The sequence below is a fragment of the Huaxiibacter chinensis genome (genome assembly GCF_022171985.1).
Classification (GTDB): Bacteria; Pseudomonadota; Gammaproteobacteria; order Enterobacterales; family Enterobacteriaceae; genus Enterobacter; species Enterobacter chinensis_A.
The window spans coordinates 178899-203883 of sequence record NZ_JAJVHF010000001.1; the positions used below are offsets into that span (position 1 = coordinate 178899).

At 52.8% G+C, this 24985-nt stretch carries 30 protein-coding genes and 1 other annotated feature; of the genes, 10 read left to right on the forward strand and 20 right to left on the reverse strand.

What is annotated here, in order from left to right; genetic code table 11:
* Window positions 1-45 precede the first annotated feature (45 nt).
* The 4 genes from LZP96_RS00895 to LZP96_RS00910 are packed head-to-tail and all read left to right on the forward strand — an operon-like array spanning window position 46 to window position 3656.
* Entirely contained in the window at window positions 46-1074 is a 1029-nt protein-coding gene (locus tag LZP96_RS00895) for a hemin-degrading factor (protein ID WP_064325826.1), read from the forward strand.
* Window positions 1071-1892 carry a heme/hemin ABC transporter substrate-binding protein gene (locus LZP96_RS00900; RefSeq protein ID WP_064325825.1) on the forward strand — a complete coding sequence of 274 codons (822 nt, stop codon included), beginning with the start codon at window positions 1071-1073 and terminating at the stop codon, window positions 1890-1892. The genes LZP96_RS00895 and LZP96_RS00900 overlap by 4 nt, the downstream gene beginning before the upstream one ends.
* Complete coding sequence (locus LZP96_RS00905; RefSeq protein ID WP_064325824.1) at window positions 1892-2884, forward strand: FecCD family ABC transporter permease; 993 nt, start codon at window positions 1892-1894, stop codon at window positions 2882-2884. The genes LZP96_RS00900 and LZP96_RS00905 overlap by 1 nt, the downstream gene beginning before the upstream one ends.
* Window positions 2877-3656, forward strand: coding sequence for a heme ABC transporter ATP-binding protein (locus LZP96_RS00910; protein WP_064325823.1), 780 nt, complete (start codon window positions 2877-2879; stop codon window positions 3654-3656). The genes LZP96_RS00905 and LZP96_RS00910 overlap by 8 nt, the downstream gene beginning before the upstream one ends.
* On the opposite strand, the gene selO is transcribed toward LZP96_RS00910, so the two are convergent.
* The 17 genes from selO to thrS all read right to left on the reverse strand — a co-directional run bounded on the left by selO (window position 3653) and on the right by thrS (window position 18871).
* Window positions 3653-5095 carry a protein adenylyltransferase SelO gene (gene selO, locus LZP96_RS00915; RefSeq protein ID WP_064325822.1) on the reverse strand — a complete coding sequence of 481 codons (1443 nt, stop codon included), beginning with the start codon at window positions 5093-5095 and terminating at the stop codon, window positions 3653-3655. The two genes, LZP96_RS00910 and selO, sit on opposite strands and share 4 nt — an antisense overlap.
* 61 nt (window positions 5096-5156) lie before the next feature.
* Window positions 5157-5870 carry an EAL domain-containing protein gene (locus tag LZP96_RS00920; RefSeq protein WP_258925652.1) on the reverse strand — a complete coding sequence of 238 codons (714 nt, stop codon included), beginning with the start codon at window positions 5868-5870 and terminating at the stop codon, window positions 5157-5159.
* Between the two features lie 292 nt (window positions 5871-6162).
* Window positions 6163-6627 (reverse strand): C40 family peptidase, encoded by a 465-nt coding sequence (locus tag LZP96_RS00925; protein ID WP_064325820.1) that lies wholly within the window; start codon window positions 6625-6627, stop codon window positions 6163-6165.
* Between the two features lie 74 nt (window positions 6628-6701).
* The gene (btuD, locus tag LZP96_RS00930) at window positions 6702-7451 is read right to left on the reverse strand and encodes a vitamin B12 ABC transporter ATP-binding protein BtuD (protein ID WP_087892591.1); all 750 of its coding nucleotides are present in this window, start codon (window positions 7449-7451) and stop codon (window positions 6702-6704) included.
* A 1-nt stretch (window position 7452) separates the two neighbouring features.
* Entirely contained in the window at window positions 7453-8007 is a 555-nt protein-coding gene (locus LZP96_RS00935) for a glutathione peroxidase (RefSeq protein WP_064325819.1), read from the reverse strand.
* Window positions 8008-8315: 308 nt separating this feature from the next.
* Window positions 8316-9188 carry a manganese catalase family protein gene (locus LZP96_RS00940; RefSeq protein ID WP_064325818.1) on the reverse strand — a complete coding sequence of 291 codons (873 nt, stop codon included), beginning with the start codon at window positions 9186-9188 and terminating at the stop codon, window positions 8316-8318.
* A 17-nt stretch (window positions 9189-9205) separates the two neighbouring features.
* The gene (locus tag LZP96_RS00945; RefSeq protein ID WP_064325817.1) at window positions 9206-9712 is read right to left on the reverse strand and encodes a ferritin-like domain-containing protein; all 507 of its coding nucleotides are present in this window, start codon (window positions 9710-9712) and stop codon (window positions 9206-9208) included.
* 21 nt (window positions 9713-9733) lie between these two features.
* On the reverse strand, window positions 9734-10231 hold the full coding sequence (locus LZP96_RS00950) for a YciE/YciF ferroxidase family protein (protein WP_064325816.1): 498 nt from the start codon (window positions 10229-10231) through the stop codon (window positions 9734-9736).
* Between the two features lie 410 nt (window positions 10232-10641).
* Window positions 10642-11622, reverse strand: a complete 981-nt coding sequence (gene btuC / locus LZP96_RS00955; protein ID WP_064325815.1) for a vitamin B12 ABC transporter permease BtuC — start codon at window positions 11620-11622, stop codon at window positions 10642-10644.
* Between the two features lie 99 nt (window positions 11623-11721).
* Window positions 11722-12021 (reverse strand): integration host factor subunit alpha, encoded by a 300-nt coding sequence (gene ihfA, locus LZP96_RS00960; RefSeq protein ID WP_003857805.1) that lies wholly within the window; start codon window positions 12019-12021, stop codon window positions 11722-11724.
* 4 nt (window positions 12022-12025) lie between these two features.
* The gene (pheT, locus tag LZP96_RS00965; RefSeq protein ID WP_064325814.1) at window positions 12026-14413 is read right to left on the reverse strand and encodes a phenylalanine--tRNA ligase subunit beta; all 2388 of its coding nucleotides are present in this window, start codon (window positions 14411-14413) and stop codon (window positions 12026-12028) included.
* Window positions 14414-14427: 14 nt separating this feature from the next.
* The gene (gene pheS / locus LZP96_RS00970) at window positions 14428-15411 is read right to left on the reverse strand and encodes a phenylalanine--tRNA ligase subunit alpha (RefSeq protein WP_064325813.1); all 984 of its coding nucleotides are present in this window, start codon (window positions 15409-15411) and stop codon (window positions 14428-14430) included.
* 40 nt (window positions 15412-15451) lie between these two features.
* Window positions 15452-15575 (reverse strand) — a sequence feature (Phe leader region).
* A complete protein-coding gene (gene pheM / locus LZP96_RS00975; RefSeq protein WP_001386830.1) occupies window positions 15526-15570 on the reverse strand; it encodes a pheST operon leader peptide PheM in 45 nt (14 codons plus the stop codon). Its footprint overlaps the feature before it by 45 nt.
* A gap of 116 nt (window positions 15576-15691) precedes the next feature.
* A complete protein-coding gene (gene rplT, locus LZP96_RS00980; protein ID WP_012017122.1) occupies window positions 15692-16048 on the reverse strand; it encodes a 50S ribosomal protein L20 in 357 nt (118 codons plus the stop codon).
* Window positions 16049-16102: 54 nt separating this feature from the next.
* A complete protein-coding gene (gene rpmI, locus LZP96_RS00985; RefSeq protein WP_003030583.1) occupies window positions 16103-16300 on the reverse strand; it encodes a 50S ribosomal protein L35 in 198 nt (65 codons plus the stop codon).
* A gap of 96 nt (window positions 16301-16396) precedes the next feature.
* The gene (infC, locus tag LZP96_RS00990) at window positions 16397-16939 is read right to left on the reverse strand and encodes a translation initiation factor IF-3 (protein WP_064325812.1); all 543 of its coding nucleotides are present in this window, start codon (window positions 16937-16939) and stop codon (window positions 16397-16399) included.
* Window positions 16940-16942: 3 nt separating this feature from the next.
* On the reverse strand, window positions 16943-18871 hold the full coding sequence (thrS, locus tag LZP96_RS00995; protein WP_064325811.1) for a threonine--tRNA ligase: 1929 nt from the start codon (window positions 18869-18871) through the stop codon (window positions 16943-16945).
* Window positions 18872-19197: 326 nt separating this feature from the next.
* On the opposite strand from thrS, the gene yncL reads away from it, so the two are divergent.
* Both yncL and yniD read left to right on the forward strand, forming a co-directional pair.
* Window positions 19198-19290 carry a stress response membrane protein YncL gene (gene yncL, locus LZP96_RS01000; RefSeq protein WP_071892367.1) on the forward strand — a complete coding sequence of 31 codons (93 nt, stop codon included), beginning with the start codon at window positions 19198-19200 and terminating at the stop codon, window positions 19288-19290.
* A gap of 69 nt (window positions 19291-19359) precedes the next feature.
* On the forward strand, window positions 19360-19467 hold the full coding sequence (gene yniD / locus LZP96_RS01005; protein WP_087892589.1) for a small membrane protein YniD: 108 nt from the start codon (window positions 19360-19362) through the stop codon (window positions 19465-19467).
* A gap of 195 nt (window positions 19468-19662) precedes the next feature.
* Here the strand turns inward: yniD and LZP96_RS01010 are convergent, their stop codons facing one another.
* Both LZP96_RS01010 and LZP96_RS01015 read right to left on the reverse strand, forming a co-directional pair.
* On the reverse strand, window positions 19663-19896 hold the full coding sequence (locus tag LZP96_RS01010) for a YdgH/BhsA/McbA family protein (RefSeq protein ID WP_064325810.1): 234 nt from the start codon (window positions 19894-19896) through the stop codon (window positions 19663-19665).
* Between the two features lie 265 nt (window positions 19897-20161).
* Complete coding sequence (locus LZP96_RS01015) at window positions 20162-20920, reverse strand: DUF481 domain-containing protein (protein WP_064325809.1); 759 nt, start codon at window positions 20918-20920, stop codon at window positions 20162-20164.
* Window positions 20921-21213: 293 nt separating this feature from the next.
* Here LZP96_RS01015 and pfkB point away from each other — a divergent pair, with 293 nt between their 5' ends.
* The 3 genes from pfkB to LZP96_RS01030 all read left to right on the forward strand — a co-directional run bounded on the left by pfkB (window position 21214) and on the right by LZP96_RS01030 (window position 23504).
* Complete coding sequence (gene pfkB / locus LZP96_RS01020) at window positions 21214-22146, forward strand: 6-phosphofructokinase II (protein WP_064325808.1); 933 nt, start codon at window positions 21214-21216, stop codon at window positions 22144-22146.
* A 101-nt stretch (window positions 22147-22247) separates the two neighbouring features.
* The gene (ghoS, locus tag LZP96_RS01025; protein WP_064325807.1) at window positions 22248-22538 is read left to right on the forward strand and encodes a type V toxin-antitoxin system endoribonuclease antitoxin GhoS; all 291 of its coding nucleotides are present in this window, start codon (window positions 22248-22250) and stop codon (window positions 22536-22538) included.
* A 105-nt stretch (window positions 22539-22643) separates the two neighbouring features.
* Complete coding sequence (locus LZP96_RS01030) at window positions 22644-23504, forward strand: fructosamine kinase family protein (protein ID WP_064325806.1); 861 nt, start codon at window positions 22644-22646, stop codon at window positions 23502-23504.
* Window positions 23505-23545: 41 nt separating this feature from the next.
* Here LZP96_RS01030 and LZP96_RS01035 read toward each other — a convergent pair whose 3' ends face one another.
* Window positions 23546-24082: a YniB family protein gene (locus tag LZP96_RS01035; protein ID WP_258925653.1), complete on the reverse strand. Its 537-nt coding sequence runs from the start codon at window positions 24080-24082 to the stop codon at window positions 23546-23548.
* 148 nt (window positions 24083-24230) lie between these two features.
* Between LZP96_RS01035 and hxpB the strand changes: the two genes are divergently transcribed.
* Entirely contained in the window at window positions 24231-24902 is a 672-nt protein-coding gene (gene hxpB / locus LZP96_RS01040; protein WP_064325804.1) for a hexitol phosphatase HxpB, read from the forward strand.
* Window positions 24903-24985: the final 83 nt, after the last annotated feature.

The window sequence follows — 24985 nt, forward strand, 5'->3', positions numbered from 1 at the left end:
CTTGCCCCGGCTCGCCGGGGCGCATGAATTCGACAGGAAAAGAGAATGAATCACTACACACGATGGCTTACGCTAAAAGAAGAAAATCCCGGGAAATACGCCCGCGACATCGCCCGTTTAATGACGATCACTGAAGCGGAGCTGGCTTATGCCCGCGTGGGTCACGACGCCTGGCGTCTGCAGGGTGAGATACGTGACATCCTTGCTGCGCTGGAAAACGTCGGTGAAACCAAATCTATTTGCCGCAATGAATACGCCGTGCATGAACAGCTCGGGGCGTTTACCCACCAACATCTCAGTGGACACGCCGGGCTGGTGCTGAACCCGCGGGCGCTGGATCTGCGTCTGTTCCTGAATCAGTGGGCAAGCGCGTTCCATCTCTGCGAAGCGACGGCGCGTGGCGAGCGGCAGAGCATTCAGTTTTTTGACCATCAGGGCGAGGCCGTACTCAAGGTTTACGCCACCGAGAACACCGACATTGCCGCCTGGGGCGATGTGCTGTCACGCTTTATTATCGCCGGGAACCCGCCTGTGATGCTGAAGGCCGCAGAACAACCCGCGCTTTCCCAGGACGCGGATGCCTCAAAAGTGGATGCGGAATGGCGTGCGATGACCGACGTTCATCAGTTCTTTAGTCTATTGAAACGGCACAATTTGAGCCGGCAGGAAGCCTTCCGCCTGGTCGGTGACGATCTGGCCTGCAAAGTGGACAACCATGCGCTGGCGCAGCTGCTGACCCGCGCGAGCCAGGATCGCAACGAGATCATGATCTTTATCGGCAACCGCGGCTGTGTACAGATATTCACAGGCACCGTGGAACAATGGGTGCCCATGAAAGGCTGGCTGAATATCTTCAACCCGACGTTTACGCTGCATCTTCTGGAAGAGGCGATTGCGGAGAGCTGGGTGACCCGCAAGCCCACGGCGGATGGTCACGTCACCAGTCTGGAGCTTTTTGCCGCCGATGGAACGCAGATTGCCCAGCTTTACGGCCAGCGTAGCGAGGGAGAGCCTGAGCAGGCGCAATGGCGCAGCCAGATTGACGCGTTGACGGCGAAAGAGATCGCCGCATGAAGAGCGTGCTTGCTCTGATAACGGCGCTTCCTCTGCTGGCGTCTGCCGCGCCCCAGGAAAGCATGGTGGTGCTTGGCGGAGACGTGACGGAAATCGTCTATGCGCTGAAAGCCGAGGATACGCTGGTAGCCCGGGACAGCACCAGCCAGTGGCCTGCGGCAGTTAACGCGCTGCCCGATGTCGGCTATTTGCGTCAGCTGAACGCGGAAGGGATCCTGGCGATGCGTCCCACGCTGGTGCTGGCAAGCGCTCAGGCGCAACCTTCTCTGGCGTTAAAACAGGTTGAGCAGAGTCACGTTCGGGTGGTCACCGTGCCGGGCAAAACCGACCTCGCCGCCATTGACGAAAAAATCCGCGTGGTAGCCGAGGCCACGCACCGTATTGAGCAGGGGGAAGCCTTGCGAAACAAGGTGCGCGCCCAGATTGCCGCCTTGCCCTCCTCCCCTCTTGATAAGCGGGTGCTGTTTATCCTCAGCCATGGCGGGATGAACGCCATGGCTGCCGGACAACATACCGCGGCGGACAACGCGATCGCCGCGGCCGGGTTGCGAAACGCAATGCAGGGATTCTCTCGCTATCAACCGCTTTCCCAGGAGGGGGTGATCGCCAGCCAGCCGGATTTGGTGGTGATATCCAAAGAGGGCGTGGAGTCGATGGGCGGAGAAGCGACGCTGTGGCGATTGCCTGGCCTTGCGCAAACGCCCGCGGGTCGAAACAAACAGGTGCTGCTGATTGACGACATGGCGCTGCTCGGATTCAGCGTCCGCACTCCGCAGGCGATTCTGCAGCTTCGGGCCGCAGCGGAGCACATTCCCTGATGTCCCGACGGATCGCCTGCTCGTTATGGTTGCTGGGGATACTGCTGGCCATCATGACGCTAATCGCCACCGGTTTTGGCGCGTTGCGTCTGCCGGTGGATCTGCTCTGGCGGCAGGAAAACGACGCGCTTCGCCAGATCTGGCTGACCATACGCCTGCCCCGGGTATTACTGGCATTGGTTATCGGTGGGTCGCTGGCGCTGGCCGGCTGCGTGATGCAGGGGCTGTTTCGTAATCCGCTTGCCGATCCGGGATTGTTGGGTATCAGCAGCGGTGCCGCCTGCGCGGTTGCCCTCTGGGTTGTGCTCCCCCTTTCGTTACCGCCATTGATCGTGCTGTATGCCCCAATGCTGGCGGCATTCCTGGGCGCGCTGGCGGCGACGGGCGTGATTTTTGTCATCAGCCAACAGCGCACCAGTTCGCTGTCGCGTCTGTTGCTGGTGGGCATTGCAATCAATGCGCTGTGCGGCGCGGCCACGGGCGTTCTCTCCTGGATAAGCAATGACGCGCAGCTGCGGCAGCTCTCCTTATGGGGGATGGGCAGCCTGGGTCAGGCACAGTGGTCGACGCTGCTGGCGGTTACCTCAATAATGATCCCGACGGTGCTGATTATCTGGCGCATGGCCGCAACCCTGAATCTGCTCCAGCTCGGCGAAGAGGAGGCGCACTACCTGGGCGTGGACGTGAAAAATGTTCAGCGCATCCTGCTGGTGTGTAGCGCCCTGCTTGTTGCCGCAGCGGTGGCGGTGAGCGGCGTGATTGGTTTTATCGGGCTGGTGGTGCCACATCTGATGCGGATGTGGCTGGGATCGGATCATCGGGCAGTTGTTCCCGGCTCTGTCCTGGCAGGTGCGCTGCTGTTGCTGGTGGCGGATACCGCTGCGCGCACGCTGGTGGCCCCGGCAGAAATGCCGGTCGGTTTGCTGACCAGCCTGTTTGGCGCACCGTGGTTCCTGTGGCTTATTTTTCATCGGGAAGGACAACATGGCTGAACGTCTCATCGCCGACGCGCTGAGCTATCGCATCGCAGACAGAACGATTATTCAGGACGTATCGCTCACCCTTTCACCGGGTGAACTGGTGGCGTTAATTGGCCCAAACGGGGCGGGTAAATCGACGCTGCTGCGCCTGCTGACCGGTTATTTGCGCCCCACGTCGGGGCGCTGCGCCCTCGGCGGAAAATCACTTGAACAGTGGCCGACGCAGACGCTTTCGCGTCATCGCGCGGTGATGCGCCAGAACACGCAGCTGGGGTTTGACTGGCCGGTCGAGGCGGTTATCGGAATGGGCCGGGCGCCCTGGAGCGGATCTGCAGAGTCGGCGACCGTGCATCAGGTCATGTCGGTAACAGGCTGCCTGCCATTAGCCGGACGCCGTTATGCCGCCTTGTCCGGCGGCGAACAGCAGCGTGTTCAACTGGCCCGTGCGCTGGCGCAGCTGTGGCAAAATGATGCCCCACGCGGCTGGTTATTTCTGGATGAACCCACGTCGGCCTTGGATCTCTTCCACCAGCAGCATCTGCTGCGCCTGCTGAAATCACTCACCGCAAAAGGGCATCTACATGTCTGCGTTGTGCTGCACGATCTTAACCTCGCCGCACTATGGGCCGACAGAATTATCCTGCTTCACCAGGGCAATATCGTCTCACGTGGCGCGCCGGTCGAGGTTTTGCAGGCTAATGACCTGGCGCGCTGGTACGGCGCCGAGGTCCAGATCGGTCAGCATCCCTCAGGCGCCACGCCTCAGGTCTTTCTCGCCCCCTAGCTTGAGCAACTCACTTCCAGCCGTTTACCCCAGTCCGGTGGGCGGCTGACATAGTCATCCTCCCTGTCCGCAAACGGCGTGCAGAGCGCCTGATGCAACCGGTGCAGTTCGGCATAATCGCCTTTCTCCGCCTGTTCAATCGCGCGCTGCGCCAGCCAGTTGCGTAACACCATGGCGGGATTGACGGCATTCATCTGCTGCTGACGCGCGGCATCGTCGATATTTTCCTGCTGCAGGCGTTCACGATAGGTCGCGAACCAGCTGTCGAACGCGGCTCTGTCGATGAATTCGTCGCGTAACGGTGACGCTGCGCTCTGCTGTTCAGTCTGCCCCAGCAGACGGAACGTACGCGTATAGTCGCTGCCTTCCCGCGCCATCAGCGAGAAGAGCCCGTTCAGAATTTCATTATCCCCTTTTTCCTGGGTGACCATCCCGAGCTTGCGCCGCATCAGCGTGCCGAACTGCTGGAGCAGTACCTCCTGATAATGATCCAGCGCGTCATTCAAAGCCTCGACGTCGATAAACGGCGAGAGCGACTGCGCCAGACGCTGTAAATTCCACAGCCCGACAGACGGCTGATTTTCGAAGCTGTAGCGCCCCTGATAATCGGAATGGTTACAGATATAGCCCGGCTGATAGTCATCAAGGAAACCGTAAGGACCATAGTCAAAAGTCAGGCCGAGGATCGACATGTTATCCGTATTCATTACGCCATGCGCAAATCCTACCGTTTGCCAGCAGGCCATCAGTGACGCGGTACGGGCCACGACATCGCGGAACCACAAAACGTATTTATCCGCTTCACTGTTAAACTGGGGCCAGTGATGCTCAATCACATAGTCTGCCAGCTGGCGGACCTTTTCCGGCTCTCGTCGATAGTAGAAATGTTCAAAGTGACCGAAACGCACGTGGCTTTGTGCGATGCGCATCAGCATGGCACCTTGTTCATAGGTTTCACGCGCGACCTGCGTATCGCTGGTTACGATGGATAAGGCGCGGGTCGTCGGACCCCCCAGCGCATGCATGGCCTCTGACGCCAGTGCTTCGCGGAGCGTCGAGCGCAGCACGGCACGCCCATCCCCCATACGTGAATAAGGCGTCAGCCCTGCCCCTTTCAGGTGCCAGTCGAACGAGCGGCCATCGGGGAGCTGTTGTTCACCCAGTAAGATCCCCCGGCCATCGCCCAGCTGGCCCGCCCAGACGCCAAACTGATGTCCGCTGTAAACCTGCGCGAGCGGCTGCATTCCCGGGAGCAGCGTTTCGCCCCCCCAGACACCTGCCCCTTCGGCAGGCTGAAATAAAGAAGATGGAACGCCCAGTTCATTCGCCAGGCCCTCGTTATGCCAGATTAGTCGGGCATTCTTTAACGGAGTCGGTTTCAGGGCGGTGTAAAAGCCAGGTAATTGGTCATGCCAACGAGCAGTAAAAGACAGGGTCATAGGTCCTCCTGTCTTAAGTGTAGAGGGTTTATGGGCGGTTAAACACGGGAGATAAGCAGGGTTATCCCTGAACCAGGGTGGTGACCTGCTCCGCTGCGACCGCTGGCCACAGGCTTCCCTGCATGGCGCTGAAATTAAACGGCAGGACGTGCTGCAGTACCGCGTGGTCATCAACACCTGCAACCATCACCGCCTGGCAATAGGGCGAGATTTGCGAAAGAATGGCCCGCATAAAGGGGTCGAAGGACAGGCTACCCGCACGCTGCTGCACGAAACTTCTGTCCAGCATGATGCGCCCGAATAAGCCATCAAAAATCGGTTTAGTGGTGATCGCACCAGCGCCAAAATCAGCCAGCATCAGGGGAAAATGGATGGCCATTCTTGCGAGCATGGGATCGTCTTTACCATTATTTAACCCGGGATACGTCTCATTAACCGCTAACTCAAGAAATGGAAATCGTTCAAATATCGAAAACGCATTCCTGTCAGTTAAAAGAAAATCAACAATGGACGGGGTAATATTTACCCAGGCATTAAGATTGTGCTGAATAAAAAATAGTTTACAGGTTTCGAGCAGGCATAACTTTTCCTGAAACAAAGCCAGTTCGTCATCAGGGGAAAGATACGGGACAATCAGCCCCGTCGGAATGCGCACGTCAGAGCCAACCTCAACGAAGTGTGCTGTAATTTCCAGACCCTTAAGTTCACCTGCACTGTTTCGCGCAGGGAGTAATAAAAGATCAGACTTGTATGAAGTATTCAGGGTGACAATCATCGCGCCCGGTCCGCATGGAAGATGGAAACAATCATCCTGGAGTTATTGCTGAAAGAATTCAACTTTATTGATTCTAATAAGATTAATTTCATTCTTTCCTTTTTAATTTTCAGATTTTTCCTTCAATCTAAAATAATTTTATCCTGGATGTCAGATAATAGCCAGTTTTAGCACAACGCGGGTTTAATGATAATTAATATGAAACAGATTTAACTTTAGTCTGATTCTGAAACCCGGCGCGAAGGTCAGAACGATCGCGCCAGGCAGTTAGCAAAAGCACAAATGTACACAGCTAAATACGGCGGGCCTGCCAGAAATTCTTCCGCCAGTAGACATTATCAAGTGAAGAACGTATCACGCCGCGGCTGGTAGAGGCATGTATAAACTGATTATCGGTGTCGTAAATGCCGACGTGCAGCCCGCTTTCACCGGAGCCTGTTTTAAAGAAAACCAGATCGCCGGGCAGGAGATCGTCTTTGTCGATTTCCGTGCCGATTTCCGCCTGATTGCGGGTATCACGCGGCAGTTTTAGATCAAACTTATCGCGAAACGTGAGCAGCACAAAACCCGAGCAGTCGACGCCGCGACGACTCATCCCACCATAGCGATAAGGTGCGCCGCGCCAGGTTGAAAGTTGATCGTTCAGGCTTGCGATCACCGTGATCGAATCCGATAAGCGTGGATTTGGCGGGGGTGCCCGATGGCTACTGCATCCTGCAAGAATAAGCACGCTTGCCAGTAAAAACCAGAATCGCATTTTCAGACGAATCCTCTGCGTTTTGTGTCCTTTCTGTAATTTAGCCTGTGATTACGCTACGTTGCAAGAAACGGTTATTCCTGAGCCGTTGAAATCAGCATTCTGTGGCCTTCAATATCCAGCCGCCGGAACGGCATGCCGTAAGCACGAGAAAGATGTGGCGGCGTTAAAACGGCATCGCGCGGGCCGCTTGCCAGAAGTTTTCCCCCTGCCAGTAGCCAGACTTTATGCGCGTGACGCAGGCTATGGTTGAGGTCATGGCTGCTCATCACAATCGTCATGCCCGCCCGGCAGAGCGCATGAAGCTGTTTGTCCAGCGCGGCCTGCTGGGCAACATCCAGACCGGTCATCGGTTCGTCCAGCAGCAGCAGACAGCCGTCTGGATTATCGTCAGGATGAATTTGCAGGATAACCGCCGCCAGCCTGACACGCTGCCACTCCCCGCCAGAAAGCTGGTTTGCACTGCGGGCCAGTTTGTCTTCCAGACCGAGCGCCGAGACGACAGGGCTAAACGACGTGGCCCCGACGCTCGCGTGCTGATGCAGCTTCAGATAATGCCAGACCGGCATCGCAAATGGCGGCGTTTGCTGCTGTACCAGGTAGCTACGGCGATGCGCCAGCGTCGCAGGCGCCCACTCACGCAGCGATTTACCGTGCAGAACGATATCGCCCTGCCCCGACGTCAGCCCGGCCATGCGTGCCAGAAGCGTGCTTTTGCCGGCACCGTTAGGGCCGACGAGATGGACGATCTCCCCGGCGGCGATCGCCGCATTGATCGGTTCCAGCCGGCCAGGTTCAGCCACATCCGTCAGCTGCATTAGCATGTCAGGACTTTGCCAGCGCCAGTTTGATAGACTCCATCAGAATAGGATCTTCTGGTGTCATATCGGGTGAAAAGCGCTGAACGACCTGCCCGTCACGACCAATCAGGAATTTTTCGAAATTCCACAGAATGTCGTCCGGATAGAGGGGCGCGCGACCTTTACTGGCCATACGTTCGTAGAATCCGCTGGCTTCAGGCGCGACGGCGGTCGGCGCGGCCGCCACCAGTTTGGCATAAAGCGGATGACGGTTTTCCCCGTTGACGTCGATTTTGCTAAACAGAGGGAAAGTGACGCCATAGGTGGTGCTGCAGAAGGTTTTGATCTCCTCCTCTGAGCCCGGCTCCTGTCCAAGGAACTGATTGCACGGGAAGCCCAGCACGGTAAAGCCGTCTTTCTCCCAGGCTTTATGAATGTTCTCCAGCTGCTCATATTGCGGCGTCAGACCACATTTGGAAGCCACATTCACCACCAGCAGCACGTTGCCTTTGTAGTTTTCGAGCGTGGTCTTTTCACCCTCAATCGTGGTGACTTCGGTATTCAGAATATCGTCCTGCATAGCTTCCCCTTAGTGTGTCGTTCAGTTGAGCGGATCTTTACGTCCGGCCTTTAATAGTAGCCAGATAACGCGATAAATGACCAGCTATCCTGAAAAACGATAATTTATCATAAAATCAGCGGGTTCTTCGTGCCAGGTCATGATGCGGTCAGAGACCGCGCCCGGATGCAAAAAACCGCGTTCAGGCCCGAGGGCGATTACGTTGGATGGTGATCGATCATCAAGAGAAGAAGTTAAAGAGAGAGGAAGAACAAAGCCCTGCGAAGATAAATGTCCGGAGTGCCCTTTCAGGGCACTCCGGTTAAGGATTACACTTTTTTCTTACCCATGCCCAGTTCGGCACCGGTTAAGGAGTCAGTGGCTGGGTCAGACTCCGTTCTCTTAGCCATCGCCTTAAGAAGCGTTTTTTGCGTCGAACTCAGCTTCACATCGGCGAGGCCATCGCCGCCATCAACGGCGGGCTGTGGATCCTCGACATACTCGAAGTGTTTATCACTGTTCCAGCTGCCGCGAACTTCGCCGCCTTGCGACATGTTGTAGTACTTGTTGGTGTACTCCTCGACCGGGGGCAGTTTACCCGGTGGGAAGTTATTACGGATAGACTGCAAGGCCTTTTCAAATGACATCTGGTGGGCGGCTTCACGGGTCATCAAAAATGCCAGCGCATCTTTTACGCCCGGATCGTCGGTCACGTTAATCAACCGCTCGTAGATGATTTTTGCGCGCGCTTCCGCGGCAATATTGGAGCGCAAATCTGCGGTCGGCTCACCGATGGTGTCAATGTAGGCTGCGGTCCAGGGAACACCCGCAGAGTTAGTCAGCGCCGGGCCGCCGCCGTACAGCAAAGAGGTAATATGGCTGTCATTGCCGTTGGCCGTCATGGAACGATAAAGCTCTGCTTCATTTTCCGTGCCTTCGGCTAATTCGCCTTTCGCCCCTTTATTCAGCATCCCGACCAGGGTGCCGATAATTTCCAGGTGGCTCAGCTCTTCCGTGGCGATATCCAGCAGCATATCCTTGCGGCCAGGATCATCATCCCCGAGCCCTTGCGTGAAGTAACGGCAAGCTGCGGCCAGCTCTCCCTGCGGGCCCCCGAATTGTTCAAGCAGAAGATTGGCTAACCCTGGGTTTGGCTCAGCAACGCGTACTGTATATTGAAGTTGTTTGACGTGTTTAAACATGCTCTGCCTCTCTTATTTTATTTTTTAGCTTCAATGCCTGGCTCATCCGAGCGCAACAGAAATTGTTCTGTCGTATCAGGGATATGGCGAATGAGCCAGTCAGCCATGGCTTGTTCCTGCGCCAGAATAGATTCAAGGGTTGAGACAGAGGCGGTGTCACCCGCTTTTTTAGCGGCGGCGACGAGAGAGGTGTAACACGCTATCTCGAATTGCTCGAACACATAACCACTAATTGACCCTTTTACAATTTCATCGGAAGCAAACATGCCACCCATGGATTGTCCTAAGGCCGCCATTTTGCTCACTGAATCTTTAATCACCGATCGGGATATATTGTTTCTGTCGAGTATTTCTTCAAGAAGCGTAATTTGCCCCTTGGTTTCTGTAACGTGTTGTTCAATGCGTGCACGAAGGTCCGGATAGTGATCTATACGACTAACCATTGACTCAAGCATGGATTCGGCTTGCTTTTCCATTGCATGGGCATCGCGTAGCCAGTCATGATAATGTTCTACGTGATTCATATTTTCCATCCTAAGGTTATATTATTTAGCCTGCGTTTTCGGATTAATATTACTGACCGCAAGATCGGTGAGTTTGATATCTGTCGCTTTCTCTTCTTCAAGCGTTGCGGATAAAAGCTTAACCGCGTGTTTCAAACCCAACTGTTCCGCAAGGGTGACCAGAGTGCCGTAACTGGCAATTTCATAATGCTCAACCTTCTGGGCTGCGGCGATTAATGCAGCGTCACGAATGGTGTTTTTCTCAGTGCTTTCAATAACTTCATTAGCTTCTTCGATCAACCCTTCCATCGCGATACATTTCATACGCTTAATCTTCACTGAAGATTCACGTTCAACAAGTTGATCCAGGCGCTCAATCTGCCCCTGGGTTTCTTCCAGATGCTGAGCAAAAGCCGCACTGAGTTTCTCACTGGAGGCTTCACGCGCTAATTTTTTAAGCGCACGCGTTAATTGCTTTTCGGCGCTGTAGGTGTCTGAAAGAAGGTGAATAAAGACATCGTCAATCGTTTTCATATTCATTCAAAAACCTCACTTTTATTTACGCGAATTAATTACGTTTAAAATAAGTTCATAAGAAATATAACTTAAATACAATGCACAATTAATTCTAGTGGGGAATTGGCAGGCGTCAAACGGGACGCGAGCGTTAATTTATTATTTGACATTTTTACAGTCAAAAGTGACCGTGCATTTCCGCAGAAAAATGAGAATGGAATCAGGCTAAATGGCCAGGATAAATGAGTAAGAATGCCTTAGGATTCAGGAGGTTTACTCATTATGGTAATAATACAAATACATTTATACAAAATATTAATTTAGCGTGTGTTGATTACCGCTCCGTCAGAAAACTCTTAAATTAAAAAATCACCTACATTCGCGCCCGGGAGTAAGCCAGTTCTTTATTTCAGGCATGTTAACCGTAGATAGCGTCATCTGGTCGACTTAATAAGAAGCCAAATAAAGACTGGCGCGCCTAACGTTGCCGTCACTACGCCAATGGGCAGCTCAGCAGCGGTGAGCGCCAGTCGGGCAACAATATCGGCAATCAGTAAGGTGGATGCGCCTGCCGCCGCCGAAGCAGGCAGTAAAGTGCGGTGATCGGTGATCCCGCATAATCGGAGCATGTGCGGGATGACAAGACCAATAAAGCCAATGGCGCCTGCCAGCGCAACGCTGATGCCCACCATCCAGCCTGTCGCGATGACCAGCACGTTGCGCCATAGGCTGAGCGATAAACCCAGCTGACGGGCTGAGGTCTCGCCCAACGCGAGCATGTTAAGCGGTGACGCCTGAAAACAGGTCCAGACAATGACCGGAACCAGCAATATCATCAGCCAGCCCTGCCCCCAGTCCACCCCGCCAAACCCTCCCATCATCCAGTACATCAGCTGACGCAGATCGAATGAAGTGGAAAAGTAGACCGCCCAGGTCATCACGGCGCTGCAAATGATCCCCAGCGCCACGCCCGCCAGTAACAGGCGACTGGTAGAAAGATGGCGTCGGGCGAAACGCAGCAGTATGACGGTGACCAGCAGAGCCCCAAGAATCGCACTGAGGCTGATGCTCCAGCCTGACAGCGCCCCGCCCCCGAGCATGACGGCTGCAATAAGACCGACCCCCGCGCCATTGGAGACGCCCAGCAGGCCCGGCTCCGCCAGCGGATTTTCAAACAGCGCCTGCATCACCGTCCCACAGAGGGCCAGCGCGGCACCTACCAGCACGACGGCAAGCGTGCGGGGAAGACGAATCTGCCAGATAAAGAGGGTGCCCTCGTCGCTGAGCCAGCGTGAAGGCCCAATCCACTGCTCCCCCGCACACAGACTCACCGCCATCGCAGCCAGCAAAGATAAAAGAAGCACCCACATCCAGCGCAGGTCAGAACGATGTTGTTGACGGGAGAAATCACGCATGGGTTAGCTATTCATCTGGAGAATGTGTTTGATTTTACGGTGGGATTTCACAAGAGCAAAGAAAAAAGGCCGCAACGGCGGCCTTTTTAGTTAGTTCTATTACTCTGCTTTGGGCGTTGCGTTTTCGACACGGCTCTTTAACTTCTGTCCGGGTCTGAAGGTCACCACGCGGCGAGCTGTAATGGGAATATCTTCCCCCGTCTTCGGGTTACGACCCGGACGTTGGTTTTTGTCTCGCAAATCAAAATTGCCGAAACCGGAGAGTTTTACCTGCTCACCGTTTTCAAGAGCACGACGGATCTCTTCGAAAAACAACTCGACCAGCTCTTTGGCATCCCGTTTGCTAAGCCCAAGCTTATCAAACAGATATTCTGACATTTCAGCTTTAGTAAGCGCCATAGGTTCAATCCCTCAATGATGCCTGGAATCGCTCTTTTAATGCCTCTACACATCTGGCAACAGTAGCGGCAATCTCGTCTTCTTCGAGTGTACGGCTGGTATCCTGAAGGATAAGGCTAATAGCAAGACTCTTAGAACCTTCTGCTACGCCCTTGCCGCGGTACACGTCAAATAAGTTTACGCCAACTACCTGATTTACGCCAACTTTCTTACACTCGGCCAAAATCTCAGCAGCAGGCACATTTTCGGCCACGACAACCGCGATATCACGACGGTTTGCCGGGAAGCGAGAAACGTCCTGAGCCTGAGGAATGACGCGGTCTGCGACCTTGTTCCACTCCAGCTCAAACACCATCGTACGGCCGTTCAGGTCCAGTTTACGTTCCAGTTCCGGATGAACAACCCCAATGAAACCAACACGGTCACCGTCTAAATAAATCGCGGCAGACTGGCCCGGATGCAGGGCCGGAATTGCTTCTGCACGGAATTCAATTTCAGATAATTTACCGGTCAGTTCGAGGACAGATTCCAGATCGCCTTTCAGATCGTAATAATCGACGCTGTTTTTGGTCAGATCCCAGTGCTCTTCGTAACGGTTACCACAAATGGCGCCCGCCAGCATAAGATCCTGACGGATACCCAGATTTGCCTGCGTATCCGGTACAAAGCGCAGACCCGATTCAAAAATACGCACGCGGTTCTGCTGACGGTTCTGATTGTAAACGATGGTCCCAAGCAGACCGGTCCACAGGGAAAGTCGCATCGCGGACATTTCGCTGGAGATAGGATTTGGCAGGAGCAGCGCCTCTTCGCCCGGATGGATCAGCTGCTGCAGCTTCGGATCAACAAAGCTGTAGGTGATCACTTCCTGATACCCTTTGTCATTCAGCATGGTTTTGACACGCTTGAGAGACAGATCGGCTTCGCGGTGGGAACCCATGACCAGACCCGCTTGCACAGGCTCATCAGGAATATTGTTGTAGCCGTAAATACGGGCAACCTCTTCCACCAGATCTTCTTCGATTTCCATATCGAAACGCCAGCCCGGCGCGACCGCTTTCCACTCGTCCTGGCCCTCTGTCACTTCACAGCCCAGACGACGCAGAATATCCCCTACCTGTGCATCAGCAATGTGATGACCGATCAGGCGATCCAACTTACTGCGGCGCAGCGTAATGGTAGCTCGTTTCGGCAGTGCGGCTTCATTTGTGACGTCAATCACCGGACCGGCTTCACCGCCACAAATATCGATCAGCAGACGCGTCGCGCGTTCCATGGCTTTGTACTGCAGCTCAGGATCAACGCCACGCTCATAGCGATGAGAGGCATCCGTGTGCAGACCGTGACGACGTGCGCGGCCGGTAATAGAAAGCGGGCTGAAGAACGCGCACTCCAGCAGGACGTTCTGGGTATCATCGTTTACACCCGAATGTTCACCGCCAAAGATACCGCCCATTGCCAGCGCTTTGTTGTGGTCAGCAATAACCAGCGTGTCGGCGTTAAGTTTTGCTTCGCTACCGTCCAGCAGAACCAGGGTTTCACCCTCTTTCGCCATACGCACCACGATCCCGCCTTCGATACGATCTTTATCGAAAGCATGCATAGGCTGGCCCAGTTCGAGCAGTACATAGTTGGTGACGTCAACGACCGCATCAATGGAGCGAATGCCGCAGCGACGCAGTTTCTCTTTCATCCACAGTGGCGTTGCGGCTTTTACGTTGATCCCTTTCACCACACGACCCAGGTAGCGCGGGCAGGCATCTACGGCGTCAACCTGGATAGGCAAGGTGTCATTGATGGTGGCGGCCACTGGCGCGATTTCAGGCGCATTCAGCTCGGTCTGATTCAGCACTGCCACATCGCGGGCCACGCCCAGCAGACTCAGGCAGTCGGCACGGTTTGGCGTAACGCTGATCTCGATGGTATTGTCATCCAGCTTCAGATATTCGCGGATATCGGTACCAATCGGCGCGTCGGCCGGCAGCTCAATGATGCCGTTATGATCGTCGGAAATGCCCAGCTCAGAGAACGAGCACAGCATGCCCTCGGAAGGCTCACCGCGCAGCTTCGCCGCTTTAATTTTAAAATCACCGGGCAATACTGCGCCGATGGTGGCCACGGCCACTTTCAGACCCTGACGGCAGTTTGGCGCACCGCATACGATGTCGAGCAGGCGCTCACCACCGACGTTAATTTTGGTCACGCGCAGTTTGTCCGCGTTAGGGTGCTGTCCGCACTCCACCACTTCGCCTACGACCACGCCATGAAAGGCGCCAGCAACCGGCTCTACGCCGTCAACTTCCAGACCCGCCATGGTGATTTGATTTGACAGCGCTTCGCTATCGAGCGTGGTGTTGACCCATTCGCGTAACCACAGTTCACTGAATTTCATTGTTCTGTCCTGCCTTATTTAAACTGTTTGAGGAAACGCAGATCGTTTTCGAAGAACGCGCGCAAATCGGTCACACCATAGCGCAGCATGGTCAGACGCTCCATACCCATGCCGAACGCAAAGCCAGAATAGACTTCCGGATCGATTCCGACATTGCGCAGGACGTTTGGATGCACCATGCCGCAGCCCAGAACTTCAAGCCATTTGCCGTTTTTACCCATCACATCGACTTCTGCAGACGGCTCGGTAAACGGGAAGTAGGAAGGACGGAAACGGACCTGCAAATCTTCTTCAAAGAAGTTATTCAGGAAGTCATGCAGCGTGCCTTTCAGGTTGGTAAAGCTGATGTTCTTGTCAACGATCAGCCCTTCCATCTGGTGGAACATAGGCGTGTGGGTCTGGTCGTAATCGTTACGATAAACACGGCCCGGCGCGATAATGCGGATAGGCGGTTCCTGTTCTTTCATGGTGCGGATCTGCACGCCTGAGGTCTGGGTACGCAGCAGGCGCGTTGCATCAAACCAGAAGGTGTCGTGATCGGCACGTGCCGGATGGTGCCCCGGGATATTCAGCGCGTCGAAGTTGTGATAGTCATCTTCGATTTCAGGGCCTGTTGCCACGGTAAAGCCAAGCTCACCGAAGAACTGTTCAATACGGTCAATCGTGCGGGTAACAGGATGCAGACCCCCGTTCTCAATACGACGGCCCGGCAGGGAAACATCGATGGTTTCCTGTGCCAGACGGGCATTTAACGCTGCGCTTTCGAGTTCGTTTTTACGCGCATTCAAAACCTGTTGGACCTGCTCTTTGGCTTCGTTAATGATGGCACCCGCGGCCGGACGCTCTTCTGCCGGTAACTCACGCAGGGTGGTCATTTGAAGGGTCAAATGCCCTTTCTTCCCCAGATATTCGACGCGGACGTTATCTAACGCGGCAACATCTGAGGCCTGATTAATGGCGGCTGTTGCACTGGCAACCAGCTCTGCAAGATGTGACATGGTTTTCCTCGTTATGTGGCTATATTCATAAGCGGTAGAAACAAAAAAAGCCTCCATCAGGAGGCTTTCTGGCGCTGTTTTTCGTTTCATCTTTCACGCGCTAGCCTCCTGATTTCAGGTGCTAAAGTAAAAGAAGAAGCGGAAAATAGCAGCATTCATGCTTGCGTTACCTTGTGTGGTCAATACCGTAGAGGCTTATTGGAAAGGCTCAACGGAAAAAAGTCAATCTTTAGACGGCATTAAAACAAAAGAGGGAGCAATGCTCCCTCTTTCAACTGGCTTATGCCAGTGCTGCTTTCGCTTTTTCAACAAGCGCGGTAAACGCTAATTTGTCGAATACTGCGATGTCAGCCAGGATCTTACGGTCGATTTCAACAGAGGCTTTTTTCAGGCCGTTGATGAATTTGCTGTAAGAAATACCGTTCTGACGTGCTGCTGCGTTGATACGCGCAATCCACAGTTGACGGAACTGACGCTTACGTTGACGACGGTCACGGTAAGCATACTGACCAGCTTTGATAACAGCCTGGAAGGCAACGCGGTATACGCGAGAACGCGCACCGTAGTAGCCTTTAGCTTGTTTCAAAATTTTCTTGTGACGTGCACGGGCAACTACACCACGTTTTACGCGAGCCATATGTGCTCTCCTGTATCTATATTCTTAGTAAAAAATGAATTAAACGTTAACGGCTTATGCGTACGGCAGGCACGCGATAACCAGACCCAGATCGCCTTTAGACACGAGGCCTTTTGGACGCAGGTGACGTTTACGCTTAGTAGATTTTTTGGTCAGAATATGACGCAGGTTTGCGTGCTTACGCTTAAATCCACCACCACCGGTTTTTTTGAAGCGCTTAGCAGCACCGCGTACGGTCTTAATTTTTGGCATTTTAATAACTTCCACTTCGCATTGTTAATAAACGAAACGTAGGCGAACTAAACCTGTGAAGCCCAAAGGCTCCACAGGAATAGCTACTTGAAGGCCTTACTGTTTCTTCTTAGGAGCGAGCACCATGATCATCTGGCGGCCTTCGATCTTCGATGGGAAGGATTCGACCACTGCCAGTTCACTCAGATCGTCACGGACGCGATTAAGCACTTCCATACCAATCTGCTGGTGAGCCATCTCACGACCGCGGAAACGCAGCGTGATCTTAGCTTTATCACCCTCTTCCAGAAAGCGTATCAGGCTGCGGAGTTTTACCTGATAATCGCCATCGTCGGTACCAGGTCGGAATTTAATTTCCTTAACCTGAATAACTTTTTGCTTTTTCTTCTGTTCCTTAGAAGACTTGCTCTTTTCATAGAGGAATTTGCCGTAATCCATGATACGACAAACTGGCGGCTCGGCGTTAGGGCTGATTTCGACTAAGTCTACTCCGGACTCTTCTGCTTTTTCCAGAGCTTCTCTCAGACTCACAATACCTAGCTGCTCGCCTTCCAGACCTGTTAAGCGAACTTCCTGCGCGCGAATTTCGCCGTTGATACGATTCGGGCGCGCCGTTTGAACTCGTTTTCCGCCTTTAATACCTTATACCTCCAGTTGTTGAAGACTGCGGCTGCGAATCTCTAGTCGCAGCTTCTCAATCACTTCATTTACGTCCAGGCTGCCCAAGTCTTTACCACGGCGGGTGCGAACGGCAACTTTGCCTGATTCCACCTCTTTATCACCGCAGACCAACATGTAAGGGACACGACGTAATGTGTGCTCACGGATTTTAAAGCCAATCTTCTCATTTCTCAAGTCCGCTTTTACGCGAATGCCCGCATTTTGTAGTTTCTGCGTCAATTCTTTAACGTAATCGGCCTGAGAATCGGTAATGTTCATCACCACAACCTGCACAGGTGCAAGCCATGTTGGGAAGAAGCCCGCAAACTCTTCGGTTAAAATACCGATGAAGCGTTCAATCGACCCCAGAATAGCACGGTGAATCATGACCGGCACCTGGCGCTCGTTGTCTTCGCCTACATAAGAAGCGCTTAAACGTGCCGGGAGCGAGAAGTCCAGCTGTACCGTACCGCACTGCCATGCGCGATCGAGACAGTCATACAATGTAAATTCAATTTTCGGACCGTAGAACGCACCTTCACCCAGCTGATACTCAAATGGGATACCGTTTTCTTCCAGTGCAACTGCAAGGTCCGCCTCAGCACGATCCCAGGTCTCATCGCTACCGATACGTTTTTCCGGGCGCGTTGAGAGCTTGACCACGATTTTCTCGAAGCCAAACGTGCTGTACATATCGTAGACCATACGAATACAGGCGTTAACTTCTTCACGCACCTGCTCTTCCGTACAGAAAATATGGGCATCATCCTGTGTAAAGCCACGAACGCGCATCAGGCCATGCAGTGCACCTGACGGTTCATTACGATGACAGCTACCGAATTCCGCCATACGCAGCGGCAGGTCGCGGTAGGATTTCAGACCCTGGTTAAAGATCTGAACGTGACCCGGACAGTTCATCGGTTTGATGCAGTATTCACGGTTCTCTGAAGAGGTCGTGAACATCGCATCTTTATAGTTGTCCCAGTGGCCGGTTTTTTCCCACAGCACACGGTCCATCATGAACGGGCCTTTCACTTCCTGATACTGGTACTCTTTCAGTTTGGAACGTACAAACGTTTCCAGTTCGCGGAAGATTGTCCAGCCGTCGTTATGCCAGAACACCATGCCTGGCGCCTCTTCCTGCATATGATACAGGTCGAGCTGTTTACCGATTTTACGGTGGTCACGCTTCGCGGCCTCTTCCAGACGAACCAGATAGGCGCTCAGGGCTTTTTTATCTGCCCATGCGGTACCATAAATACGCTGCAACATCTTATTGTTGCTGTCGCCGCGCCAGTAAGCGCCCGCGATTTTCATCAGTTTGAAATGATGGCAGAAACGCATGTTCGGCACGTGCGGACCACGGCACATGTCGACGTATTCTTCGTGATGATACAAGCCAGGCTTGTCATCATGCGCGATGTTCTCATCAAGAATAGACACTTTATAGGTCTCGCCACGCTTCACGAAGGTTTCACGCGCTTCGTGCCAGCTGACTTTTTTCTTGATGACGTCGTAATTCGTTTCGGCGAGCTCGTGCATACGTTTTTCGAGCGCGTCGATATCTTCCTGGGTCAGCGTGTGGTCGAGATCAACGTCATAATAGAAGCCGTTGTCGATGACCGGGCCAATCGCCATTTTGGTGTGCGGCCACAGTTGCTTAATCGCATGACCAAGCAGGTGCGCGCAGGAGTGACGAATGATCTCAAGGCCTTCTTCATCTTTCGCGGTAATGATGGAAAGCTTTGCATCGTTTTCAATGAGGTCAGATGCGTCAACCAGCTCGCCATTTACGCGACCCGCGATAGTGGCTTTCGCAAGGCCAGGACCAATGTCCATGGCAACATCCATTGGGCTTACGGCGTTGTCGTAATGGCGTTGGCTGCCATCAGGAAGAGTAATAACAGGCATTTTATATCCTTATTTGCAGTGATGCCCCACACATAAGAGCATATACAAAGAAAATAATCGTTTTTGACAAAAAGATGATGAAACCATCTGACCAACAATCGTCAAATTGGCCCGTCATCAGGGACTCGCCAGAATCAGATTAATGGAGATTTACGGCAAGTCGCTCAATGGTAACACTAACAAAAGGGCAAATGCACCCCGTGCGGATCAGATTGGCGCGACTCATGCGTAGGTATGAGTGTGTAAAAATTCACTGCCCGGCGCTCGCATTCCCATTTTGCTGAGCTAATCTTGTACAGGGTCCTTACACAGTAGAGGGGTATAATATGAATGTATCCAGCAGAACTGTCGTTGTGTTAAATCTGCTTTCAGCAACGGGATTGATTTTGATCCTGGCCGACAAGTTTCATTGGTTCTGACCCGCTTCGGCTTACGCTGCAAACCCGCTTTTGGTAAACTACGACGCTCATACAATGAGGGAACGGGTTATGCCATCTAAGCGCTTTGCTCAAAAACACTGGAAAATGGTGGTCGTGCTTATTGCCATCTGTGGCGCACTGTTGTTATTACGATGGGCCGCCATGATTTGGGGATAGCGACGACCCCGTTAACGTACCTATATGGACTTATAATACGTCTGTCAGGGGCGTGAAAAGAAAAGTATGTCCCACTGTAAAAGTGAAAGACAAATACTGAATTATCCTGATATAAATTTACGACTTATTCATGAGTGCAAAAACCGGTACATCATTATCCGGTTTTCAAACTCGCCGTGCATATTCCTGATATTATCAGGACCACTCGCCCGCGACTAAGGTATGCACATCAAACGCATCATTCATTGACTGGCCGGTTGACTGAGAACCGGGTGCAATGTTTGAGCCGGCTTCTACGTCAGAGGCGTGGGTGATACCGATACGGCTGTTGGCTTCGCTGGCAGGTGCGGTCACGGTGTCAGCAGCAAAGACACCAAATGAAAGTGCGGAAAGCACGATGGCTGCTGCTGCAGTTTTGATTTTTTTCATAATTATCTTTCTCTTTCTAAATTAATACTGAACAACCTGAGGCATATATCAGCCTGTATTGATAGTGTAGATCTGGATCACACTTTTGCCTAGTCAGTTTATTTATCAAAAAGTGTCAAATTAATTGAATTAGCGCGTTACTACACGATTGTGAAGAGAAAATGGAGAAAGGCGTTTTATATATTTTTTAAAACATTGTTTGATATTTAAAAGCACGAAAAGCCAATATTTGAAACGCGGGCCGGAATTTCCCGGCCCGCTTAAATTACATTTTATAACCGAGTGAGATCGTGGTTCGACGATCGGTATGTTCCGGCGCAGAATCCGGTGGCGCTGAGTTCCAGGTCACGTTGTAAGCGACTTTCAGGCCAAAGTGTTCGTTAATCGCCACGTTTAGCGCGGTCTCTGAGTTCAGCGTCGTATCATCGGCACCAAATACAGACACACCCTGAGTAAACTTCGCGTTGTCGGTAAATTGCCAGGCGTAGGTGCCTGATGCATAACCTAACGGCTGCGTTTTTGTTTCGCCGTCGGTATACTCGTCATAACGGACACCCGGACCGAATTCAAAACGGAAGCTGTGTACCGGTCCGTTCAGGAACTGACGACCATAACCCGCCGTAAAGACATCACGCTGGCGATAGCCGTTATACCGGTCGGTTAACCAGCTTGCCTGGCCGAAAATATAATCAGCATCCGTCATGTTGTAACGGCTACGTCCACCGACAGCATATTTTTCGGAAGAACGCTCATCATTGGAAGAGGTGTTGCTGGCATTTCCCCAAAGAGACCAGGCGGTGGTGTTGCCATACCATGTCAGGGTGGAATCCGCCGTCAGGGACGAACTTTTAGTGTTACCCGATTGCGCCAGGTAGCCTGCGTTCAGATTGCCTTCAAACGGTTTTTTTGCACTGGAAGGGTCATCCATGACAGTAAAAACGGTGTCGTCAGCGGCTGCATACATCGAGGCAAACACGCCACCCGCCAGCATCAGTGCAGCGGGTACTGTCTTCAAAAGCTTCATTTATTTAGAGTCCGTACAACAAAAAAAGAGACCATCACGGTCTCGGAAACTTTCTTGGGGATCAATGACAAGGCATCCATCGAAAGGTAACAAATTATAAAAAGGCTCAAATAACATAGCAATGATTTCTTCTTTCCATTTTTGAATAAGAACGATCTTAAATCTTCTTTTATTACATATTAAAAAAACGCTCCTGAATGTAAATATTCATTTTTAAAATCATACTGTTATTTACTTTCCCTTCCTGCCAAAGGGTGCCAGACTGTCTGTATCACGGTTAAAAGGAGGTCATGATGGTAAAAATTTATACGCTGACGCTCTCCCCTTCTCTTGATAGCGCCACGGTTACCCCGCAAATTTATCCTGAAGGGAAACTTCGTTGCAGCGCGCCGGTGTTTGAACCCGGCGGCGGAGGCATTAATGTGGCGCGCGCGATTACCTATCTTGGCGGCAACGCTACGGCTATTTTCCCCGCGGGAGGCGCCACCGGTGAACATCTGGTGTCGCTCCTGACGGAAGAAAAGGTGCCGGTGGAAACCATAAATGCCGAGGACTGGACGCGTCAAAATTTGCATGTCCACGTCGAATCCAGCGCCGAGCAATATCGTTTCGTCATGCCCGGCGCCCGTCTGAGTGAAAAAGAGTTCCACCAGCTTGAAGAAAAAGTACTGGCGATTGAAAGCGGCGCAATCCTTGTGATCAGCGGCAGTCTGCCGCCCGGTGTGGATACGGCAAAATTGACCCAGCTGATCCGCCACGCACAGGGCAATGGCCTGCGCTGCATTGTGGACAGTTCCGGAGATGCGCTCCTCGCCGCCCTGGAGCCGGGAAATCTTGAGCTGGTGAAGCCGAACCAGAAAGAGTTGAGCGCCCTGGTCAATCGCGAATTAAGCCAGCCGGATGACGTCCGCACCGCCGCGCAAGAGCTGGTGCAAAGTGGTAAAGCCCACCGGGTCGTGGTCTCACTGGGTCCGCAGGGGGCGCTGGCCGTAGATAAAACCGGGTTCGTGCAGGTTGTTCCCCCTCCCATGAAAAGCCAGAGTACCGTTGGCGCAGGCGACAGCATGGTGGGAGCCATGACGCTGAAGCTGGCGCAGGGTGCCTCCCTGCTCGAGATGACACGCTACGGTGTCGCCGCCGGGAGTGCCGCCACCATTAACCAGGGTACACGTTTGTGTTCGCTGGCGGATACGCAGAAAATTGTCGACTACCTGGCCAGTCAGTAATCTTTCCGCCCCCTGTAGTCCCGGGGGCGCTATCAATTAGTCGCTAAACGCTGGCTATCGACTATGCTAAGAAAACTTTCATGATTACAACGAGGTGAAAAATGAGCAGTGGTGATATTACCCGCTACGTAGTGACCGTTAAGATTCATGAAGACTCGCTGACTGAACTGAATGAGATGATCAATCACCTTACCCGAGCCGGTTTTTCGCTCACTATGGCTGATGATGACGGCAATATTCACGATCTCGGTACCAACACCTTTGGCTTAATCAGTGCATTAAGTCCAGAAGAAGTGAAAGAGCTCGCGCAAGGTCTGACAAAATCAGCGACAGGAAAAGAGGCAGAAATCGAGATCGCGCAGTGGGAGGAGTGGCACAAAAAAGAACAATAAATGCCCTCTCTTAACCCAAACGGCTCAGGTGTGCGTTAGCTCGTATCTTTTTACCGCGTCTCTGCGCTAACTTAATGATCTGGCAGACAACATGGGAGAATCATCATGTGGCAGGCTATCAGTCATCTTTTAAGCGAGCAAATGGGGGAAGGTGAAATTGAACTGCGTAACGAATTGCCAGGCGGAGAAATCCACGCCGCATGGCATTTACGCTACGCAGGACGCGACCTCTTCGTGAAATGCGATGAGCGAGAGCTGTTACCGTGTTTCACCGCTGAAGCCGATCAGCTGGAACTGTTATCACGCAGCAAAACCGTGCAGGTCCCGCAGGTTTTGGCAGTAGGCAGCGATCGTGATTACAGTTTTCTGGTGATGGAATACCTGCCCGCCCGTCCGCTCGACGCCCACAACGCCTATATTTTAGGTCAGCAAATTGCCCGTCTTCATCAGTGGAGCGATCAGCCGCAATTTGGTCTCGACTTTGATAACGACCTGTCCACCACACCTCAGCCGAACGCCTGGCAGCGTCGGTGGTCTACCTTTTTCGCCGAACAACGTGTCGGCTGGCAGCTTGAACTGGCCGCCGAAAAAGGGTTAGCGTTCGGCAACATTGACGCCATCGTGGAACATGTTCAGCAACGACTTGCTTCACATCAGCCACAGCCCTCTTTATTACACGGTGATTTATGGTCAGAGAACTGCGCGTTGGGGCCAAACGGACCTTACATCTTTGATCCTGCCTGCTACTGGGGCGACCGCGAGTGCGACCTCGCCATGCTTCCTTTACATCCTGAGCAACCTTCACAAATTTATGATGGCTATCAGTCCATCTCACCGCTTCCGTCGGGATTCCTTGAGCGCCAGCCGATTTATCAGCTTTATACGCTGTTAAATCGGGCCATCCTGTTTGGCGGTGAACATCTGGTTAACGCCCAGCGCGCCTTAGACCGTATCCTGGCCGCGTAAAGGACGGGTGACTTCGGGTGGCGTGTGCCACCCGTTTTGCCTTACAGAAAACCGAGCAGGGAAAAGAAGAAATATCCCCCGACGATAATCAGGACGGGCAGGATGTAGAGCGGGAAAATCTGCAGAAAAATAGTGTGATGAGGAACAACAATCTGCGATTCAATTTGCTCGCGCGTCAAGCCATCCGCCCCTTTGGCCTTTTCGAGTATAAGCTGATCTTCAACGCCTTCACGCAGGAAACGCGCCTGACGGCTCATTCGTGCGCCTGATGCCTGTAAAGCCAGGGCGATAAAAATCAGTGCGTAAATTACCCAGAACAGCACATTTGTTTTCTGATGAAAGTCTGGCGTGGGGGAGTTAAACCAGAAAACATTGAGGAACGGCGTGTTGAAACGCATCATTTCAATCATTACATGGGCAAAATCAAGCATAACGGCATTGATTCCGGCCTGCTTTTCACTGTGTTCATACATAAACTTCAGGACAGAGATCAGCGTAGAAATTACCGCTGGAATAAAAATTACCCATCCAGCAATACGTTTTAACACCGCTATGCGTCCAGCTTGTTGATACGTCATCAGTTCCCCTTCGTAAAGACGCTTTCTTTGTGCCTAAGTTTACCCGCAGTGCATCATTTTCGCCTGATCTTTAAAAGCGATATGGTAAATTGCCTCTCATACTCAGCACTTATCCCCTGCTCTACCCTACAGACAAGGAGTTATCGTTATGTCAACCTCGCGCCAGATCGTTGCGGCTATTTTCGATATGGATGGATTACTCATCGATTCTGAGCCTCTCTGGGATCGTGCGGAACTGGATGTTATGGAAAGCCTTGGCGTAGATATCCGTCGCCGTAACGAGCTTCCCGATACTCTGGGCCTGCGCATCGATATGGTGGTGGAGCTGTGGTACGCCCACCAGCCATGGAATGGCCCGAGTCGCCAGGAGGTGACCGACCGAATTATAAGCCGTGCGCTTACGCTGGTTGAAGCGTCTCGCCCGCTGCTGCCGGGGGTGCGTGAGGCCGTTGCACTGTGTAAAGCGCAGGGGCTGAAAGTGGGTCTGGCGTCTGCGTCGCCGTTGCATATGCTGGAGAAAGTTCTCGCCATGTTTGACCTGCGTGAGAGCTTCGATGCGCTTGCCTCTGCTGAAAAACTGCCATACAGCAAACCGCATCCGCAAGTGTATATGGACTGCGCCGCTAAGCTGGGCGTCGATACTCTGGCCTGTGTGGCGCTGGAAGATTCCGTTAACGGTATGATCGCTTCAAAAGCAGCGCGTATGCGATCTGTCGTGGTACCGGCGGAAGAGGGTCAGCATGATCCCCGTTTTGCCCTTGCAGATGTGAAGCTCGCCACGCTTGCCGATCTCACGCCAGCTCACCTGCGCGGTCAATAATCCGGGTCCCGGGCAACAGGATGTTGCCCGAAACTTTGACCGCGGTATAATTTCTAAAACAGCATTTCATTTTAATTTGTAAT